The organism is Corynebacterium tuberculostearicum (assembly GCF_046097255.1).
In the GTDB taxonomy this organism is placed as follows: domain Bacteria; phylum Actinomycetota; class Actinomycetes; order Mycobacteriales; family Mycobacteriaceae; genus Corynebacterium; species Corynebacterium tuberculostearicum_J.
On record NZ_CP175770.1, the window covers coordinates 357,667 to 373,775 of the forward strand.

Annotated in this window: 14 protein-coding genes, 2 tRNA genes and 1 other RNA gene; 3 read left to right on the forward strand and 14 right to left on the reverse strand. The window is 63.8% G+C overall.

Annotation, left to right across the window (positions count from 1 at the left end; translation table 11 throughout):
* Positions 1 to 32: 32 nt before the first annotated feature.
* From ACKFRY_RS01850 to ffs, 4 genes are all read right to left on the reverse strand, one after another.
* Positions 33 to 2,375, reverse strand: coding sequence for a DNA polymerase III subunit gamma and tau (locus ACKFRY_RS01850; RefSeq protein ID WP_408923068.1), 2,343 nt, complete (start codon positions 2,373 to 2,375; stop codon positions 33 to 35).
* A gap of 18 nt (positions 2,376 to 2,393) precedes the next feature.
* Positions 2,394 to 2,990: a hypothetical protein gene (locus tag ACKFRY_RS01855; RefSeq protein ID WP_408923069.1), complete on the reverse strand. Its 597-nt coding sequence runs from the start codon at positions 2,988 to 2,990 to the stop codon at positions 2,394 to 2,396.
* Positions 2,938 to 4,209: an aminotransferase class I/II-fold pyridoxal phosphate-dependent enzyme gene (locus tag ACKFRY_RS01860; protein ID WP_408923070.1), complete on the reverse strand. Its 1,272-nt coding sequence runs from the start codon at positions 4,207 to 4,209 to the stop codon at positions 2,938 to 2,940. The genes ACKFRY_RS01855 and ACKFRY_RS01860 overlap by 53 nt, the downstream gene beginning before the upstream one ends.
* A gap of 60 nt (positions 4,210 to 4,269) precedes the next feature.
* Positions 4,270 to 4,368, reverse strand: an RNA gene (ffs, locus tag ACKFRY_RS01865) — signal recognition particle sRNA small type.
* Between the two features lie 179 nt (positions 4,369 to 4,547).
* Here ffs and ACKFRY_RS01870 point away from each other — a divergent pair.
* Positions 4,548 to 4,636 (forward strand) — tRNA-Ser (locus ACKFRY_RS01870).
* Positions 4,637 to 4,933: 297 nt separating this feature from the next.
* Positions 4,934 to 6,913 (forward strand): acyltransferase family protein, encoded by a 1,980-nt coding sequence (locus tag ACKFRY_RS01875; protein ID WP_408923071.1) that lies wholly within the window; start codon positions 4,934 to 4,936, stop codon positions 6,911 to 6,913.
* 11 nt (positions 6,914 to 6,924) lie between these two features.
* On the opposite strand, the gene ACKFRY_RS01880 is transcribed toward ACKFRY_RS01875, so the two are convergent.
* The 4 genes from ACKFRY_RS01880 to gluQRS all read right to left on the reverse strand — a co-directional run bounded on the left by ACKFRY_RS01880 (position 6,925) and on the right by gluQRS (position 9,978).
* Positions 6,925 to 7,062 carry a helix-turn-helix domain-containing protein gene (locus tag ACKFRY_RS01880; protein WP_408923072.1) on the reverse strand — a complete coding sequence of 46 codons (138 nt, stop codon included), beginning with the start codon at positions 7,060 to 7,062 and terminating at the stop codon, positions 6,925 to 6,927.
* A gap of 84 nt (positions 7,063 to 7,146) precedes the next feature.
* Positions 7,147 to 7,482: a hypothetical protein gene (locus ACKFRY_RS01885; protein WP_250413144.1), complete on the reverse strand. Its 336-nt coding sequence runs from the start codon at positions 7,480 to 7,482 to the stop codon at positions 7,147 to 7,149.
* 10 nt (positions 7,483 to 7,492) lie between these two features.
* Complete coding sequence (locus tag ACKFRY_RS01890) at positions 7,493 to 9,073, reverse strand: sodium:proton antiporter (RefSeq protein WP_250413145.1); 1,581 nt, start codon at positions 9,071 to 9,073, stop codon at positions 7,493 to 7,495.
* An 11-nt stretch (positions 9,074 to 9,084) separates the two neighbouring features.
* Positions 9,085 to 9,978 (reverse strand): tRNA glutamyl-Q(34) synthetase GluQRS, encoded by an 894-nt coding sequence (gene gluQRS / locus ACKFRY_RS01895; protein WP_005323170.1) that lies wholly within the window; start codon positions 9,976 to 9,978, stop codon positions 9,085 to 9,087.
* Between the two features lie 33 nt (positions 9,979 to 10,011).
* Between gluQRS and ACKFRY_RS01900 the strand changes: the two genes are divergently transcribed.
* Entirely contained in the window at positions 10,012 to 10,686 is a 675-nt protein-coding gene (locus ACKFRY_RS01900; protein WP_179387271.1) for a queuosine precursor transporter, read from the forward strand.
* On the opposite strand, the gene tgt is transcribed toward ACKFRY_RS01900, so the two are convergent.
* The 6 genes from tgt to ACKFRY_RS01930 form a co-directional block, all read right to left on the reverse strand.
* A complete protein-coding gene (gene tgt / locus ACKFRY_RS01905) occupies positions 10,671 to 11,915 on the reverse strand; it encodes a tRNA guanosine(34) transglycosylase Tgt (protein WP_200436056.1) in 1,245 nt (414 codons plus the stop codon). The two genes, ACKFRY_RS01900 and tgt, sit on opposite strands and share 16 nt — an antisense overlap.
* A gap of 2 nt (positions 11,916 to 11,917) precedes the next feature.
* Positions 11,918 to 14,500, reverse strand: a complete 2,583-nt coding sequence (locus ACKFRY_RS01910; RefSeq protein WP_408923073.1) for an MMPL family transporter — start codon at positions 14,498 to 14,500, stop codon at positions 11,918 to 11,920.
* A 202-nt stretch (positions 14,501 to 14,702) separates the two neighbouring features.
* A tRNA-Ser gene (locus ACKFRY_RS01915) sits at positions 14,703 to 14,790 on the reverse strand.
* Between the two features lie 91 nt (positions 14,791 to 14,881).
* Entirely contained in the window at positions 14,882 to 15,082 is a 201-nt protein-coding gene (locus tag ACKFRY_RS01920) for a CsbD family protein (RefSeq protein ID WP_005323174.1), read from the reverse strand.
* Between the two features lie 51 nt (positions 15,083 to 15,133).
* On the reverse strand, positions 15,134 to 15,565 hold the full coding sequence (locus tag ACKFRY_RS01925) for a nucleoside deaminase (protein ID WP_408922271.1): 432 nt from the start codon (positions 15,563 to 15,565) through the stop codon (positions 15,134 to 15,136).
* 25 nt (positions 15,566 to 15,590) lie between these two features.
* Positions 15,591 to 16,070, reverse strand: a complete 480-nt coding sequence (locus ACKFRY_RS01930) for a tRNA adenosine deaminase-associated protein (protein WP_005323176.1) — start codon at positions 16,068 to 16,070, stop codon at positions 15,591 to 15,593.
* Positions 16,071 to 16,109 lie beyond the last annotated feature (39 nt).

Sequence of the window (16,109 nt, forward strand, 5' to 3'; positions counted from 1 at the left end):
TCGCTACCGCCCGAGTGTACCGTGCTTGCCGGTTAGGCACGCCGTGCGCCCAGCTCGCGCTCCAGCAGCTCCATAGCTACCTCGGTAGCGCTGCGATGATCCATCTCGCCGGTCGACTGCGCGGCCTCCATCATGTCCCGCTCTTCGTCATCGCGGGTATAGGCCGGCGGCTCCTCGGGTGGAGCGCCAAAGTCTGGCTCAGGCTCGGGCGGCAGCGGCACGCCATTGCTGAACTGCGATTCATCGCGCTGCTTGGCCGCCTGCGTCGCCCGTGCGATGCGTGAGCGCCACCCGGGCGCGCTTTCCGGCTTACTCTCCGCCTCCTGGTCGTCGGCCGGCTCGCGCGCCGGCTGATTCGGCGTCCACGCTTCCTTGCGCTGTGGCGGCCGCGGAGCATCGAAACCGGCGGTCTTCGGGTCGGTGCCCACCACACAGGTCACGGCCACATCGCGCTGGAACTCCTCCTTGAGCACCTCCACAATGACGGCATTATTGGCGGGCGCGTTGATGCGCTCGGCCAGCGCGCCGGTGGTGTGCCCCAGCGTCAGGGTGCCATCGCGGAAGCCAAGCACGCGGGCTTCGGCCAGCATGATTTCGGCCACCTTATTCCGCTTTCCGACGCTCCCCCTCAACGCCACCCATTTCTCCCTCACGGCCTCTGCGAAGTCACCCGCCGGCTCCTCCGCCGCCTTCTCTGCGCCAGACTCCGCCGCAGATTCCGGCTTGGTTTCCTGGACAGATTCCTCCGCGCGGGCCGGCACAGGCTTCTCCAGTGGCTCGCGACGCTCCTGCTGGTCCGGTGCCGGCTGCGGCGTTTGCTGCGCGGGCGCTTCTGCTTGCGGGATTTGCCGCTCACGCTGCCACGGGTCCCCAGCCTCTTGCTGCTGTTCCTGCTTTGCCGGCTGTTTTGCCACAGCCACTTCGTCCCGTTGCGGTTGCGGCTCTTGGTCCTGAGGCTTCTGCGTGCGTTGCGGCTCAGCGGCCGCCGGCTGCTCGGGTTGCGCCTTCGGCTGCGCATCCGGTTGCGGCTGAGCGGCCGGTGCAGAGGTTGGAGCAGAAGACGGGGCAGAAGCCTGCTGCTCCTGGGACTTGGCGCGGCGGCGAGCGATGATGGCAGCAGCGGCGGACTGGGGGTCTTGGGCACCGGCGACGGCAGAGTTGGCCGCGGGAGCACCGCCCGGGGTCGCAGGGCCAGCCGGCGCGGGCGAGACCGCGGCAGCATTGGCAGCGGGGGCGGAAGCGGAAGCCGCTGCGGATGCAGGCGCGGCAGCAGCGGGGCCGGTGGACCCGATAAGCAGGTGCGCGCACATGATTTCTAGCAGCAGGCGCGGCGAGGTCGCGCCGGTGAGGTCACTGATGCGGTCGTTGACCGTGGATGCCAGGTAGGTCAGCTGCGGCCCGGAAAAGCGCTGCGCCTGGGCGGTAAGCACCGAGGCGCGGTCGGTGGGCGCGGAGACGAGGCCGGCGTCGATGGCGCCGGGCACGGCCTGCAGAATCATCAGATCGCGCAAACGGTCGAGCAAATCGACGGCGAAGCGGCGCGGGTCGTGGCCGGCCTCGATGACGTGGTCGACCATCGCGAAGAGGCCGGGTTTGTCTTGGTTGGCGAGGATTTCGATGGCGTCGTCAAGCAGCGAGACATCGGTGACACCCAAAAGCGGCCGGGCAAGGTCGTAGGTCAGACCATCGGGCCCGGCGCCGGCCAGCAGCTGGTCCAGCAGGGACAAAGTATCGCGCGGGGAACCGCCGCCCGCCTCAATGACCATGGGGTACACGGCGTCCTCGACACGCACACCCTCGGCCGCAACGGTGCGCTGCAGCAGGCCCTTCATGGCCGGCGGGGTCAGCAGGCGGAAGGGATAGTGGTGGGTACGCGAGCGAATGGTGCCGATGATCTTCTCCGGCTCCGTGGTCGCGAAGATGAAAATGACGTGCTCGGGCGGCTCCTCCACCACCTTGAGCAGCGCGTTCGCACCGGAGGGCGAAATCATATGCGCCTCGTCAATAATGAAGATGCGGTAGCGCGATTCGGCCGGCGCGTAGTAGGCGCGGTCGCGCAGCTCGCGCATGTCCTCCACGCCGTTGTGCGAGGCGGCGTCGAGCTCCGTCACGTCCAGGTTGCCGGGACCGCCGGGGGCGAGGGAGACGCAGGAATCGCACTTGCCGCACGGCGTCGAGGTCGGCCCGTGCTCGCAGTTGAGCGAGCGGGCCATAATCCGCGCTGAGGAGGTCTTGCCGCAGCCGCGCGGGCCGGAAAAGAGGTAGGCGTGGTTGATGCGCCCTGCATCAAGGGCGGCGGATAGCGGCGTGGTGACCTGCTCTTGGCCCACGACCTCCGCGAACGTTGCTGGACGATATTTCCGGTATAAAGCCACGGTTAGCCAGTTTACCGGCTAACCCTCGCGCGACCAGTCCAGCAGGTCAATGCCCTGCTCGGCCACCGCCGCCTGCAGCTTGCCGACGCCCTCTTCTACCCCAAACGCATATTCCGAATCCGTCAACATGACCAACTGCAAGATGAGGGTCAGGCGGCCCTCCTCGCGAAACTGCGGGGTCTGCCCGCCCCACAAGTACGGGGCGATGAACAGGCCGTGGTGCACGGTGATATCTGGGACATCGAGGATGGACGGCAGCATCACGCCCGGCTGCGCCGGAAGCAGACCGTCGGCCTTTTCGAAAGTATCGGCCGCGGCGTTTACGGCGGCGGCCACCTCGGGCTGCCCGGTACGCGCCACCGTCAACAGCTCGCAGCGCACATCGGTGCCGTCGTCCTGGCTCTGCAGGCCGGTGTCGGTGTTGTTGAAGGTGGTGGTGAGGGCGAGCGATTGGGCGTCGGCAAGCGCGGCGAGGCCTAGCCGGCGCTCATCGACGTAGCGGAACTCCAGCGGAGCCGGGATAATCTCGCTCAGCCACAGGGCAGACTCGTCGGCGTTGATGTTAGGCCCCCAACTTCTCCACGGCGGCGAGCAGCACACAGGTAGCGACGCCATCCATCGCCGCCTCGACCTCTTCCTGCGGCGGCAGGGTTGGGGCGAGGCGGATATTGCGGTCATTATCGTCCTGGCCATAAGGGAAGGCCGAACCAGCCTGGGTAAGCAGGATGCCGGCGTCGCGCGCAAGCTCCCAGACGCGGTTGGCGGTGCCGTCGACGACGTCGAGGGAGATGAAGTAGCCACCCTTCGGGTTGGTCCACTGCGCCACCTCGTACTCGCCCAGGCGCTTTTCCAGGATGCGCAGCACCGCATCGAACTTAGGCTTAATCAGCGCGGCGTGGCGGCGCATCACCGCGCGCACCCCTTCTGCGGAGCCGAAGAACTCGTGGTGCGCGAGCTGGTTGATCTTATTCGGGCCGATGCCGCGAATGCCGGCATGCTCTAGGTACCACTCGAGGTTATCCTCCGAGGTGCCGAAGAAACCCACTCCCGCGCCCGCGAAGGTGATCTTCGAGGTAGAAGACATGGCCCAGAAGCGGTTCGGATTGCCTTCCTCCGCTGCGATATCCAGAATCGGCAGGATTTCCGGGAAGTCCTCGGTCAGGGTGTGCACCGCGTAGGCGTTATCCCACACGATGCGGAAATCCGGCGCGCCGGCCTCCATGCGGGCGAGGCGGCGGGCCTTGTCCTCAGAAATCACAGCGCCGGTGGGGTTGGCGAACATCGGCACTACCCACATGCCCTTGACTGCCGGGTCCGCCACCAGCTTTTCGACGGCCTCTACATCCGGCCCGTCCTCCTCCATCGGCACCGTGACCAGCTCGAAGCCGAATTGCTCCGTGATGGCAAAGTGACGGTCATAGCCCGGCACTGGGCAGATCCACTTGAGTTTTTCTTCCTTGCTCCACGGCTGTGCGGAGTCATTGGTGCCGAAGAGAAAGGCCCAAGAAATCAGGTCGAACATGATATTCAGCGAGGAAGAGTCTGCGGCAACCAGCAGCTCTGGGTCCATGTTGGTCAGCTTGCCCCAGATGTCGCGCAATTCCTTGATGCCCTTTTGGTTGCCGTAGTTACGCAGGTCGTTTCCGGCCGCATCGGTGTAATGTCCTTGGCCGGGCAGCGCCAGCAAATCATTGGAGAGGTCCAGCTGTGCCTTGGCCGGCTTTCCGCGGGTCAGGTCCAATTTCAGGCCCTTAGCCTTAAGGTCCTCGTAGTCCTTACGGACTTGGGCGGCGAGCTCCGCGAGTTCGGACGATTCCAAAGTAAGAAGCGACATGCGTATGTCTACCTTCCATGTATAGGGCGACTTTTAGCCCCCAATAGTAACGCACGCCATACAAAAAGGGGACCCCGCGCACCCGCCAGAGCCTCCTGACCCTTGCTGCATTCCTGCCCTGGGGGAGTTCAGAGGATGGACGCCACGCGGAATCCTGTCCCATACTTTAACGCCCGCGCGCCGGTTTAGCCAAATGAGCCTCCGGCCGCATGGGCCGCCACCGCCCACCGGCGCGCAATCCAAGGACCATCCGACATAAAACGGCTTTAGATCGCCGAAAATGGGCCCTGACCTGGCGATTGGTAAAATAATTGCCACGGCTGCTAATGTTTCTTCTCGGAGGATTCGACTAGCGGCCTATGTCACACGCCTGGAACGCGTGCGGGGTTCACGCCCCTCGTGGGTTCAAATCCCACATCCTCCGCCATTGTGAAGTCTCGAGACATCGTTACTATTTCGATGTCTCGAGACTTTCTTCGTTTTGGGGATTAGTTTGGGGTTAAGGGGCAGAAAGGGATTAAGCATCAACCAACGCCGACGCAAGCTGCTACTTTCACAATCCTAAAAATGTCGGCACCCCCAGATGTCCCTCAAGCCGGGGAACGAACCCTGCCGAGGGTGTAGAAGTTGTAACGACTTTCGCTTCACGGTTTAGAGTATGTGAGTCCCCTATGGCGCGAGCGCCATCCCCTACGTGTACCTTCATTCGAGGAGTTACCCGAACATGCCAAGACCGGTTGATTCACACACCTCCTATGTCCCGGCCATCGACGGCCTTCGGACCGTCGCCGTGCTCGGCGTTTTGATTTACCACCTCAACCCTGCATGGTTGCCAGGTGGCTATTTGGGTGTCGGCATGTTTTTTACGTTGTCGGGCTACCTCATCACCGCAAACTTGATGCGAAGCTACCGCCGTGGCAAAGGCTTGGGCTTGCCCACGTTCTGGTTGCGCCGCTTCCGCCGACTCGTTCCGGCGGTTGCGCTCATGCTGGTAACGGTTTTGCTACTCACTATCTTCTTCGACCTGCCCAAACTGGGCGAAAATGCCAGGTTCTCCTTAAGTTCGCTGTTTTATGTCAATAACTGGCATGTCATCGCAGAAGGCCAATCCTATTTCGACCGCTTTGCTGGACACGCGCCGCTGGACCACATGTGGTCGCTGTCCGTGGAGGAACAGTTCTACCTGTTCTGGCCGCTCGTGTTGTTTGTGCTTCTTAAGCTCACCGGCGGCAAGCGCGCCCCATTGGTCGTCAGCACGCTGGTACTGGCTGCTGTGTCTTTTGGTTGGATGGCCTTCCTCTTCAACACCGGATCCGATGCCACCCGCGTCTATGAGGGCACCGATACCCGCGCTGGCGGGATCCTCTTGGGCGCCGCGTTGGCCATCGCGCTGACTAACGCGCAGGGTTACCGCATTCCGCCGCGCCTGCTCACCATCCCCGCCGCGCTGCTCGGCGTGCTGGGCATCGCCGCCCTCTTCTGGCTGCTGCCAGATTACTCACCGCACCTGTACAACTGGGGCCTTCTAGCCCTCTCAGCGGCCAGCGTCGCAGTGATCACCGCTGCCCTAGACAAGCGGACACTGACGTCCAAGTTCTTTGGCCTCACGCCGCTGCGCTGGATTGGTGAGCGTTCCTACGGCATCTACCTGTGGCACCTGCCCGCCATCGTCTTCATTCCCCAGTGGGAAAACCTGCCGTGGGCTCATCCTGCGCTGGTCACCGTGGTGGCCGTTGCGCTGGCACACATTTCTTGGACGCTGGTGGAGGATCCGGTCCGCCGCAACGGCGTACTCGCGCCCTTGAAACAATGGTGGGACAAGCGCAATACGCTGCCGCGCATGGCCCTCGCCATTCCGGCTACGCTGCTTGCCGCGGTAGTATCCATGGGCGTTCCCGCTGCGTGGAATAATTCCCTCAACCAGGCCGAGCAGCCCGGCGCACAGCAGATGGGCGTCCAGATTGGTGGCGACGGCCCGGCCCCGTCCGACTCAGAGGAGAAAGATTCCTCCGCTAAGGCTTCCGGACAAGCTTCTCCTTCCGCGGAGAATGCGACCCCAGAGGACGGCAAGACCCGCTGCACCACCGTCATTCACGTCGGCGATTCCACGTCCATCGGAATGTTTGATGATGACTACCTCTCCGATCCCCAGCGCAACGCGCAGGTGACGTACAAGAACGTCGGCGCGCACGAAGTGGTGGCTGATGTCACCGGTGCACGCTCCACCGTGGAGTCTTTGGAGGGCGATCCCTCTATCCGTGATTCTGTCCAGCGTCTTCTGGACCAGGGCTACGGCGAGGACGCCTGCTGGATCATCGGTGCCGGCGTGAACGACGCCGCCAACCGCGCCGTGGGCGGATCCGGCGAGGAGGGCTGGCGCGTGGACCAGATCATGGAACTATTGGGGGATGCCCCCGTCCTGTGGCCGACTGCCGCGACCAACCTCAATTCCGGCCCCTACGATAATGCCAACATGGCGCCCTTCAACAAGGCACTCCTTGCCGCCCGGGATCGCTACCCAAACCTTATTGTCTATGACTGGGCTTCCGACGTTCGCCCCGAATGGTTCCTCCCAGGCGATGACGTGCATTACCAGACTGAAGGTAATGAAAAGCGCGCGGAGTACTTCGCCAAGGCACTCACGTTGGCCTTCCCCACGGATGGCTCCGCACCGGACGATCAGATAGTCACGGTAGATAAGTAGGCGTGGCCACGTCAGTTGACGACGGCTTTCATTCCACCAGCATCAAAAGCGTTGAGAACCTGATGGACGCGCTGCCGGGAAATACCGCATTGCTTAGCTACCTTTGACGAACTGCGACCTGGATGGCGTACAGCTTTGACTATGGCCATAGTGCCGTTGCTGTTGCATAGCAACGAAGCCGGTATTTCTGTTGTATACGGGCGCGCGGCCGCGCTTGCCGACGCCCCTCTCCCCTAATCGATGACCGGTGGCTCGTAGCCATCCGCCTTCAGCCAAGCGACGTGCGGCGGCGTATTCATCCCCCATTCGGTGCGCGCCCAGAGGAAAGCCTGGGAGACCTCGGCCTCGGAATAGCCCCCATCGCGCAGGTATTGCCGGAAGCCATTCGGGCCTGGGTCCTTGATCCAGAGCCAGACGTAGTCGTCGAGGGAGTCGTCGGCAAGCAGGCCTTCTAGCCCAGCCGGCACAAACTCGCGCTCGGTGCGCACGCGGTCCGCTAAGTCCTGGTCAAGGAAGTCGTAGAGGTAATCCAGCGCGTCCTCAAGCTGCGCATAATCGAAGGCATCCATGCCGCCCAGCCTAGTGGCGCTTGGTGCCCAAGACCATGCGGTCGATTTCCTCGAGCACCTCGTCCACAATGGCCGGGTTATAAGCCCGATCGCCGCGCATGCGTAGCAGCTCCTCCTGCGCCGCCGCCAAAGCGGTCCGGCGGGCCTCCAGAGCCACGTGGCGGGCCTGCCAGGCGCGCTGCTTGCGGGAGTCATCGGAAACATCCTCGCCATCGCCGAGCCGGTCCTCGAACCACTGAATCACGTTGGCGGAAATTTCGGGGTCGACCTTCTCGGCGTCGGCAGTAATGTGGCCGTCCGGCCGGAAGTGCGACAGGGCCTCGATGCTGGCCGCACGCGCGCGGCTCACCACGGCGGCGCGCATCTTATCGCTGGCGATCTGGGAGGCCTCCGTGAGATCGAGGCGCTCCATCAACCACGGCAGCAGCAGGCCGGGCACCACCATCGTGACCAACAAGACGGTCAGCGCAATGACCGCGAGCTCGTGGTGGAAGCTGAACACGCCGGCCGGGATGGACAAAACCAGCGCCAGGGTGACGAGGCCGCGCATGCCGGACCACGTCATCAGCAGCACCTCCTGCAGGCGCAGCGGCGCCACGCGCGGGCGGCCGCGGGAGACGTTGATGCGGTAATAGATGTACATCCACACCAAGCGGACGATAAAGGCCACGAGGGACAAGATGACGCCCACCACCACGGAATGCCACAGGTCCGATCCCACTTCGCCGATGGCGGTATTGACCGTCAGGCCAATGAGCCCGAAGGCGACGCCGGTAAAGAGCAGCTCGATGGTCTCCCAGAAGGACTGGCCGGACAGGCGGTCCTCGGCCTGGATATCGGCGCGGGAATTAAGCTCCACGGCCGCGATGACCACGGCGATAACACCGGAGGCGCCGAGTTCCTCCGAGATGAGGTAGACCGCAAACGGCGTCACCCAGGTCAGCGCGTTGCGCGCAGTGACGTCGTGGACGTGGGTGATAAACAGCGCCACCAGCCGGCCGACGACCCACCCCAGGCCACACGCAACGAATGCGGAGTAGAAGAAGTTGAGCACGCCGCCGCCGAAGGAAAGCTCATCGCCTTGGGTCACGGCCGTCAGCGCGAGATTGAAGGCGACGATGGAGGCGGCGTCGTTAAACAAGCCCTCGGTCTGCAGGGTGGTGATGATGCGGCGCGGAATGCCGGCGGGCTCGGCCACGGCATCGACGGCGACGGGGTCCGGCGGGGCGATGGCCGCACCGATGAGGATGGCCGCGGCCAGACTGATGCCGGGCAGGAAGGCATAGGCCGTGAAGCCAACGGCCAGCGTGGTGGCGACCACCAGCAGCACGGACAGGCTCAAGATGGTGACCCATTGTTCGCGGATAACGCCCCACGAGGTGCGCCGGGCCAGCGCCCACAGCAGCGGCGGCAGGAAGATGGGCAGGATGAGCTCGGTGGGCGGCTCGAACTGGGGCAGGCCGGGCACGAAGACCGCGCAGGCGGTAATAATCGTCAGCAGGGCCGGCCACGGCAGCCCAATCTTGTCACCGATGGCGACGACGAACACGGTCAGCAGCATGAGCCCAATGAGCACCAGTAGAACTTCCATGGGCTCAGATTTTACCCGCGCCAGATATAAGGCTCAGGGCTGAGTCGATCGGGCGCGAATTGCGCGAGCAGCTCCGCGGCACTGTGAGCCTCGTACCCCAGCGAGGCCGCCAGCTGCTTGACGACGTCCCCCTCCTCCCCCATCTCCCGCATGGTCACTGCCCCATCGCGCTTGGCCAAACGCTCGCCGGATGCATTGAGCACGAGCGGGACGTGGATATACTCCGGCGGTTCGATGCCGAGCAGCGAGGCGAGGTAGGCCTGGCGCGGCGCGGAGGAGAGCAGATCATCACCGCGGACCACTTGGTCGATGCCTTGGTAGGCATCATCGACGACGACGGCCAAGTTATAGGCCCAGCCGGTGTCTTGGCCGCCGCGGCGCAGGATGAAGTCATCGACGTCGCCCGTATAGGTGCCGTGGAGGGCGTCGTGGATGGTGAATGTGGGGACGTCGGCAAGCAGGCGAAGGGCGGGCTGGCGATTCTGGGCCGCAAGCTCGGCGCGCTTGGCCGCACGCTGGTCCTCGGTGAGGTTGCGGCAGGTGCCCGGGTACTGGCCGGGAATAGCGTGCGGGGCGCGGGAGGCCTCGCGGATGTCCTTGCGGGAGCAATAGCACTCGTAGGTGGGCAGCTGGGCCAGGGCCTGCTCATAGGCGGCGTCGCGATCGTGCTGGTAGATGACCTCGCCGTCCCAGTCCAGCCCGAGCGCGCGCAGATCCGCCAGCTGGCGCTCGGCCGATTCCTGGGAGGAGCGCTGCTTATCGATGTCCTCCACGCGCACCACAAAGCGCCTGTCCGTCGACCGGGCGAAAAGCCACGCCAGAAGCACCGTGCGGAGGTTGCCAAAGTGCAGATCGCCGGAGGGGCTTGGCGCGTAACGGCCGGCGCCGGTGGTCGCAGAATTCATGCCCATAGTCTACGGGCTGGCACAATGGCGGGCATGGAAAAATCGAACGGCGCTGAGGTGCGCTTCATTCCCGTCCGCTCCACCCTCTACCCCTGGCTGGTCACCGTGTTTGTGGTGACCTTCCTGATTTCTAATATCAACGCCACCAAGGGCGTGCAGCTCGGCCCGCTGGTTACCGACGGCGCCTTCTTCCTCTTCCCGCTGGCTTATATCGTCGGCGACGTGCTCTCGGAGTGCTATGGCTTCAAATCCACCCGACGCGCGGTCTACATCGGCTTTGCGATGGCCATCCTGGCGGCCGTGTGCTTCTATATCGCCATCTGGCTGCCGGCGGCCGACTTCTACGAGGGCCAAGAGGCCTTCGCCGCCACGCTCGGCCTGATGCCGCAGATCCTGGCCGCCTCGCTGGCCGGCTACCTAGTGGGCCAGCTCCTCAACGCCTGGACGCTGACCGCGATGAAGAAGCGCTCCGGCGAAAAGGGCCTCTTTGCGCGCCTCATCGCCTCCACCGTGGTGGGCGAGTTCGGCGATACGCTGCTCTTTTGCGCCATCGCCGCGCCGGTCATCGGCGTGGACACCGTGGGCGGGTTCATCAATTACGTCATCGTGGGCTTTGTGTGGAAGACCCTGATGGAGGCCGTCATGCTGCCGGTGACGGCCGCGGTCATTAAGTGGGTGAAGAAGCGCGAGGACTACTTGCCGGCGTAATAGCGGCCGAGGAATTCATCGCGGTAGGCCTCGTAGTAGCCGCCGTCGATGGCGGCGCGGATATTATCCACCAGGCGAATCATGAACTCCACATTGTGGATTGTGCACAGCGTGCCGGCGAGGAATTCCTTCGCCTTGAGCAAGTGGTGCAGGTAGGCGCGGGAGTAATTCTCGGATACGTAGCCGCCGAACTCCTCGTCCACGCCGGCAAAATCCCGCTTGAAGCGCGCATTGGTGAGGTTCATGCGGCCATCCAAGGTGTAGACGCCGCCGCGGCGCGCCAAGCGGGTGGGCGCCACGCAGTCGAAGGTATCGGCGCCGGCCTCGACGGCGGTGAAGATATCGTCCGGCTCGGAGATGCCGAGCAGGTGGCGCGGCTTGTCCTCGGGTAGCTCATCACACACCCATCCGACAATGGTGCCCAGGTTTTCCTTCTCCAGCGCGCCGCCGATGCCGAAGCCGCCGAAGCCGCGCTTGCCGTCTTCGCGGGCGGCGCGGTCGAGGTCGAGCAGGCCGCGAGTGGCCTGGCGGCGCAGGTCCTCGTACTGCGCGCCTTGAACAACGCCCCACAGCGACTGCTTCGGGCGGTGGGTGCGCTCGCGGGTGAGGCGATCGTGCTCATCCAGGCAGCGCTTGGCCCAGCGATGCGTGCGCGCGACGGATTCTTCCTGGTAAGTGCGCGTATCAACGAGCGTGGTCAGCTCGTCGAAGGCAAACATGATGTCTGCGCCCAGCCCGTGCTGGATCTGCATGGACTTCTCGGGGGTAAAGCGGTGCTTGGAGCCGTCGATGACGGATTTAAAATCCACGCCATCCTCGTCCACCTGCGCCATGCGTTCCTTCTTTGCGGCGCGGATGTCCTTATCGCTGAGATCCGCAATATCCATCGCCAGGACCTTTTTGAAGCCCACGCCCAAGGACATGACCTGGAATCCGCCGGAGTCGGTGTAGGTCGGGCCATGCCAATTTTCAAACTCGGCCACGCCGCCGGCCTCGTCCACGATGTCGTGGCCCGGCTGCAGGTAGAGGTGGTACGCATTCGACAAGATGGCCTGCGCACCAGTGGAACGAATCTGCTCCGGGGTAAGCGTCTTGACCGTGGCTTTGGTGGCCACCGGGATGAAGGCCGGGGTCTGGATATCACCGTGCGGGGTGTGGATGACACCGCTGCGGCCGTGCTTGCCGGGGCCTTCGGGCAGACGCTTGCCGACGTCGAAACTCAAGTCCATGATTATTCTTCTTCCTTGTGTGCAGGGCTAGGGGTTGGGGCCGGGGTGGCGTGTTTAGCTTCCCATTCTTCTTCCAGGGCGGTGCCTTCGATATCCAGGGTGGGCAGAATCTTCGCCAACCACTTCGGCATCCACCACGTCGCGCGGCCCATGAGGAACATGGTGGCGGGGACGAGGGTCATGCGGATAAAGAAGGCGTCGAAAAGCACGCCGGCGGCCAAGGCAAAGCCGAAAATCTGGATGAAGGGCAACGGCTGGTTAATAAACGCCACGAAGACCGAAATCATAATAATGGCCGCGGCCGTTACCACGCGGGCGCCTTGAGTAAAGCCGGTGATGGTGGCCTCGTCGACGGCGCTATACCGCCCGCCGGTGCCCTCCGGGTGGCGAGAAATGTGCTCGCGCATGCGGGTGACGAGGAAGACCTGGTAGTCCATCGCTAGGCCGAAGGTCACGCCGATGAGGAAGATGGGCATGAAGGAAATCAGCGGGCCCGGCGCGGGAACCAGGTTCCACAGACCTTCCTGCCAAACCAGCACGGTCAGGCCGAAGGCACCGCCGACGGACAGCAGGAAGCCCAGGCCCGCAACCAGCGGCACCAGGATGGAACGGAAGACCAACAGCAGTAGCACGATGGCCAGGCCCACGACGATGGCCAGGTACGGCGCCATGGCTTCCTCGAGGCGCTCGGTGATATCGAGCTGCACGGCGGTCAGGCCGGTCAGGCCGATGTCGGTGCCGGTGGCGTCTTCGATCTCGCTGGTGGCCGAGCGCAGCGCGTGCGCAACGTTAACCGTCGCGGCGTCCGTCGGCGCGGTTTCTGGGGTGACCATGATCTGCGCGGCCCGCTGGTCCTTACTCAGGCCGACGATCTGCGCGTGCTTCACGCCGCCCAGTCCCTTGAGCTGGTCCGCGGTGTATAGGAAGGACGCGAGCGCGGCCTTATCCTCCGGCGAGGAATTGTCCGCAGCGTCTGCGGAGGTGTCTACTACCTCGGCGGCCGGGGCGATTTCCGGCTCGGCCTCGGGCTGGTCCGGCTGCGGCTGCTCAGGGGCTGCGTCCTCCGGCGCAACGTCCTGCGGCGCACCGTCCTCTGGTGCAGCGCCCTCGGGGGCGGGGGCTGGTTCGGGCTGGGATTGGGCGTCGACAAGCGGGGCGAGGGCGCCGGCATCCGCGTTGACCGTATGGGCATCGACCACGGCGAGGAAGGGGCCATTGACGCCGGGGCCGAAGCCCTCGGACATGATGTCGGCGGCCTTGCGCTGGGTGGTATCGGGATTGGAGGTGGTATCGGCCGGAAGGGCGAGCTCCATGTGGAGCACCGGCGCGGTCATCGCGCCCAGGGAGAGCACAACCAGCGCCATGGCCAGGCCGGGGACCTTCTGAACCAGGCGCACCCAGCGGTTGCCCATAGTGGGACCACGGCGGCGCTTGCCCTTGCGGGTCGGGTTGCCGGCCACGCCGGGGATGCGGCCGTTGAAGGCCTTATCGCCCAGCAAGCCCAGCATGGCGGGGATGAGCGTAAGCGAGACCAACACGGCGATGGCAACGGTGCCTGCGGCGGCCAGGCCCATGGCCGTGAGGAAGCCAATGCGCGCAATGAGGAGCGCAAAAAGCGCAGTAAAGACGGTCGCGCCGGCAAAGACCACGGAGGAGCCGGCGGTTCCCACCGCCATGCCTGCGGCATCGGGCCCGTCCATGCGGCGGCGCTCGGCACGGTAGCGCGACAGGATAAACAGCGCGTAGTCAATGCCCACGGCAAGGCCAATCATGATGGCCAGGACCGGGGTCATATTATTGAGCTCAATCCAGTGGGTGGCGATGAGCATGCCCAGCGCGCCGAGCCCCACGCCGATGACGGCGGACACCAAAGGCATGCCCGAGGCCACTAGGGAGCCGAAGGTAAAGATGAGCACGATAAAGGCAACGCCGAGGCCGATGATCTCAGAGGTGGAATTGACCGCGATTTCATCGCCAAAGCCGGCACCATTGCCTTCTACCGTGAGGCCGCGGTCGCGGGCAATATTCATTGCGTCGGTAACGGTGTCTTTGTCGGCCTGTTCCACGCTATAGGGCGACTCGGCGTCGAAATTGAAGGTGGTATAGGCAATGGTCTCGTCATCATTGACCATAGCGAGGTTGTCTGCGTCCGCGCGGGCGGATGCTTCCGGCAGCCCCATATCCGTGAACTGGTGGATCACCTGGTCCTGCAGGCGAGGCGAAACCTCAAGCGGGTTGCCAAAGCGCGTGGTATCGCCCATCTCCAGGTTGTCCTCGAGGTAAGAGATGGTGGCATCGATGGCCTCGCGGTTTGCGGGATCAGAAAGCTTCTGGCCGTCTGGGGCCTTGAAGACCACGTTGACCGAGGGCGAGTTTGCAGGGTTTCCGCCCTCTGGGAAGAGGTCCATGGTCTTGTAGGTGGCGTCGATGGACGGGGTTCCCTTGATGGAGAACTCGCTCGTCATCGGTTTCATCAACAAGGCGGCGGCACCGCCGACGGCGGCGAGCAGCAGCAGCCATGCCACGATGACCTTCCACTTATGGAGGAAAGACCAGCGCCCAAGACGATAAAGCAGTTTAGCCACGGGTAGATGTACCTTCGCATTCGCGTGGGGGACGGGTTGAACTTTGCCCTAGTGTAGTGGCCATACCCCACAATCCCCTATCACGAAGCCACCTGCGTCCCAGTTTTCACAGCTGGCGGCCAGCCAGCCGGATTCCCCGCGCCTGCCGGAAAATTGGACAAAAGAAAATCCCGACCTGCGTAAACAGGCCGGGATCCCGGTGCGGTGGCGGCGGGATTTGAACCCGCGGTTGGGGGTTACCCAACAATCGCTTTCGAGGCGATCACCTTCGGCCGCTCGGACACGCCACCGCGTTCCAGATTACGGGAGTAGGCCCGAGCGACAAAATCGCTGCGCCGGCGGGGTGCCAGCGCAGCGAGATGCGGAAACGAGGGACGAGGATTAGTCGTCCTTCAGGCCACCGATAACCTCGTTGGCCTTGTCCTTGATGCCTTCAGCGGCGTCAGACAGCTTGTCCTTAGCCTCGGAGGTGACCTGGTCGGCCTTGCCCTCGTTAGCTACGTCCTTGTTGTCGGTAGCTTCGCCGTAGGCTTCCTTTGCCTTGCCTACGAGGCCATCCTTCTTGTTTTCCAAATCGCCCATAATCACTCCTTTGAGTAGACAGTTGTTGTATGACCACCAGTGTACGCACGTTTAGCGCAGGCCGTCGAAGAAGTTTCGGAGCAACCCAGCGCACTCGCCTTCGAGGACGCCGCCGCGGACCTGCGGGGTAAAGGGGGTGGTGGGGGCACGGAGGACATCGATAAGCGAGCCGCACGCGCCCGTCTTGGGCTCAAAGGCGCCGAAGACCACGGAAGACACCCGCGCGGCCTGCAGCGCACCGGCACACATGGCGCATGGTTCTAGGGTGACAACGAGTTCGCAGCCGGAAAGCCGCCAGCCATCGCCGTGCACGCGGACGGCCTGGCGAATGGCCTCGACCTCGGCGTGGGCGGTGGGGTCCGCAAGCTCTTCGCGGCGGTTGACGCCGGTGGCAAGTTCGGTTCCGGCGGCGTCGTACAGTACCGCACCCACGGGGACGTCGCCGGCCGGCGCACGCTTGGCGACGTCGAGGGCGCGGCGCATCCGAGCCTCAGCGCGCAGCAAGGGCTCAGGCGTTATCAATGACGTCTTCCAACTCATCGCCAAAGCCGAGCTCGCCGGCGATGCGCAGCAACATATCGGAAGGCCAGTCCTCATCATTGTCAATGATGTATCCCACCTGGTCCTCGGATAGACCAAGATCAGCGAAGATATCGAAATCGCCCTCGCCATAAGGATCGGCCTCTTCGGGGTCCACATCCGGGATTTCATGATCGTTGATATCCATGAAATCGGCGGCGAAGTCATCGTCGACACCATAGGTGGCGTCCGAGATGAGCATCTTTACCCCGCCCGGCACTGGGCGCACGGCAATAAAATAGGCATCCTCCACGCACAGCAGCGCGAACGCAGCGCCCTCGGAACGCAGGCTGCGCACCGCATTGATGGAGGTCTGCGGATCCTCAAAGTCATCGTTGAAGCTGCGCACCAGCCATTGGCCCGCGTTGCGGGCGACGGTTACTGCGAAGGAGTAATTTTCGTTGCTCATACCTCGTGAGATTAGTCGTGTTGTGCCACAATTGTCATC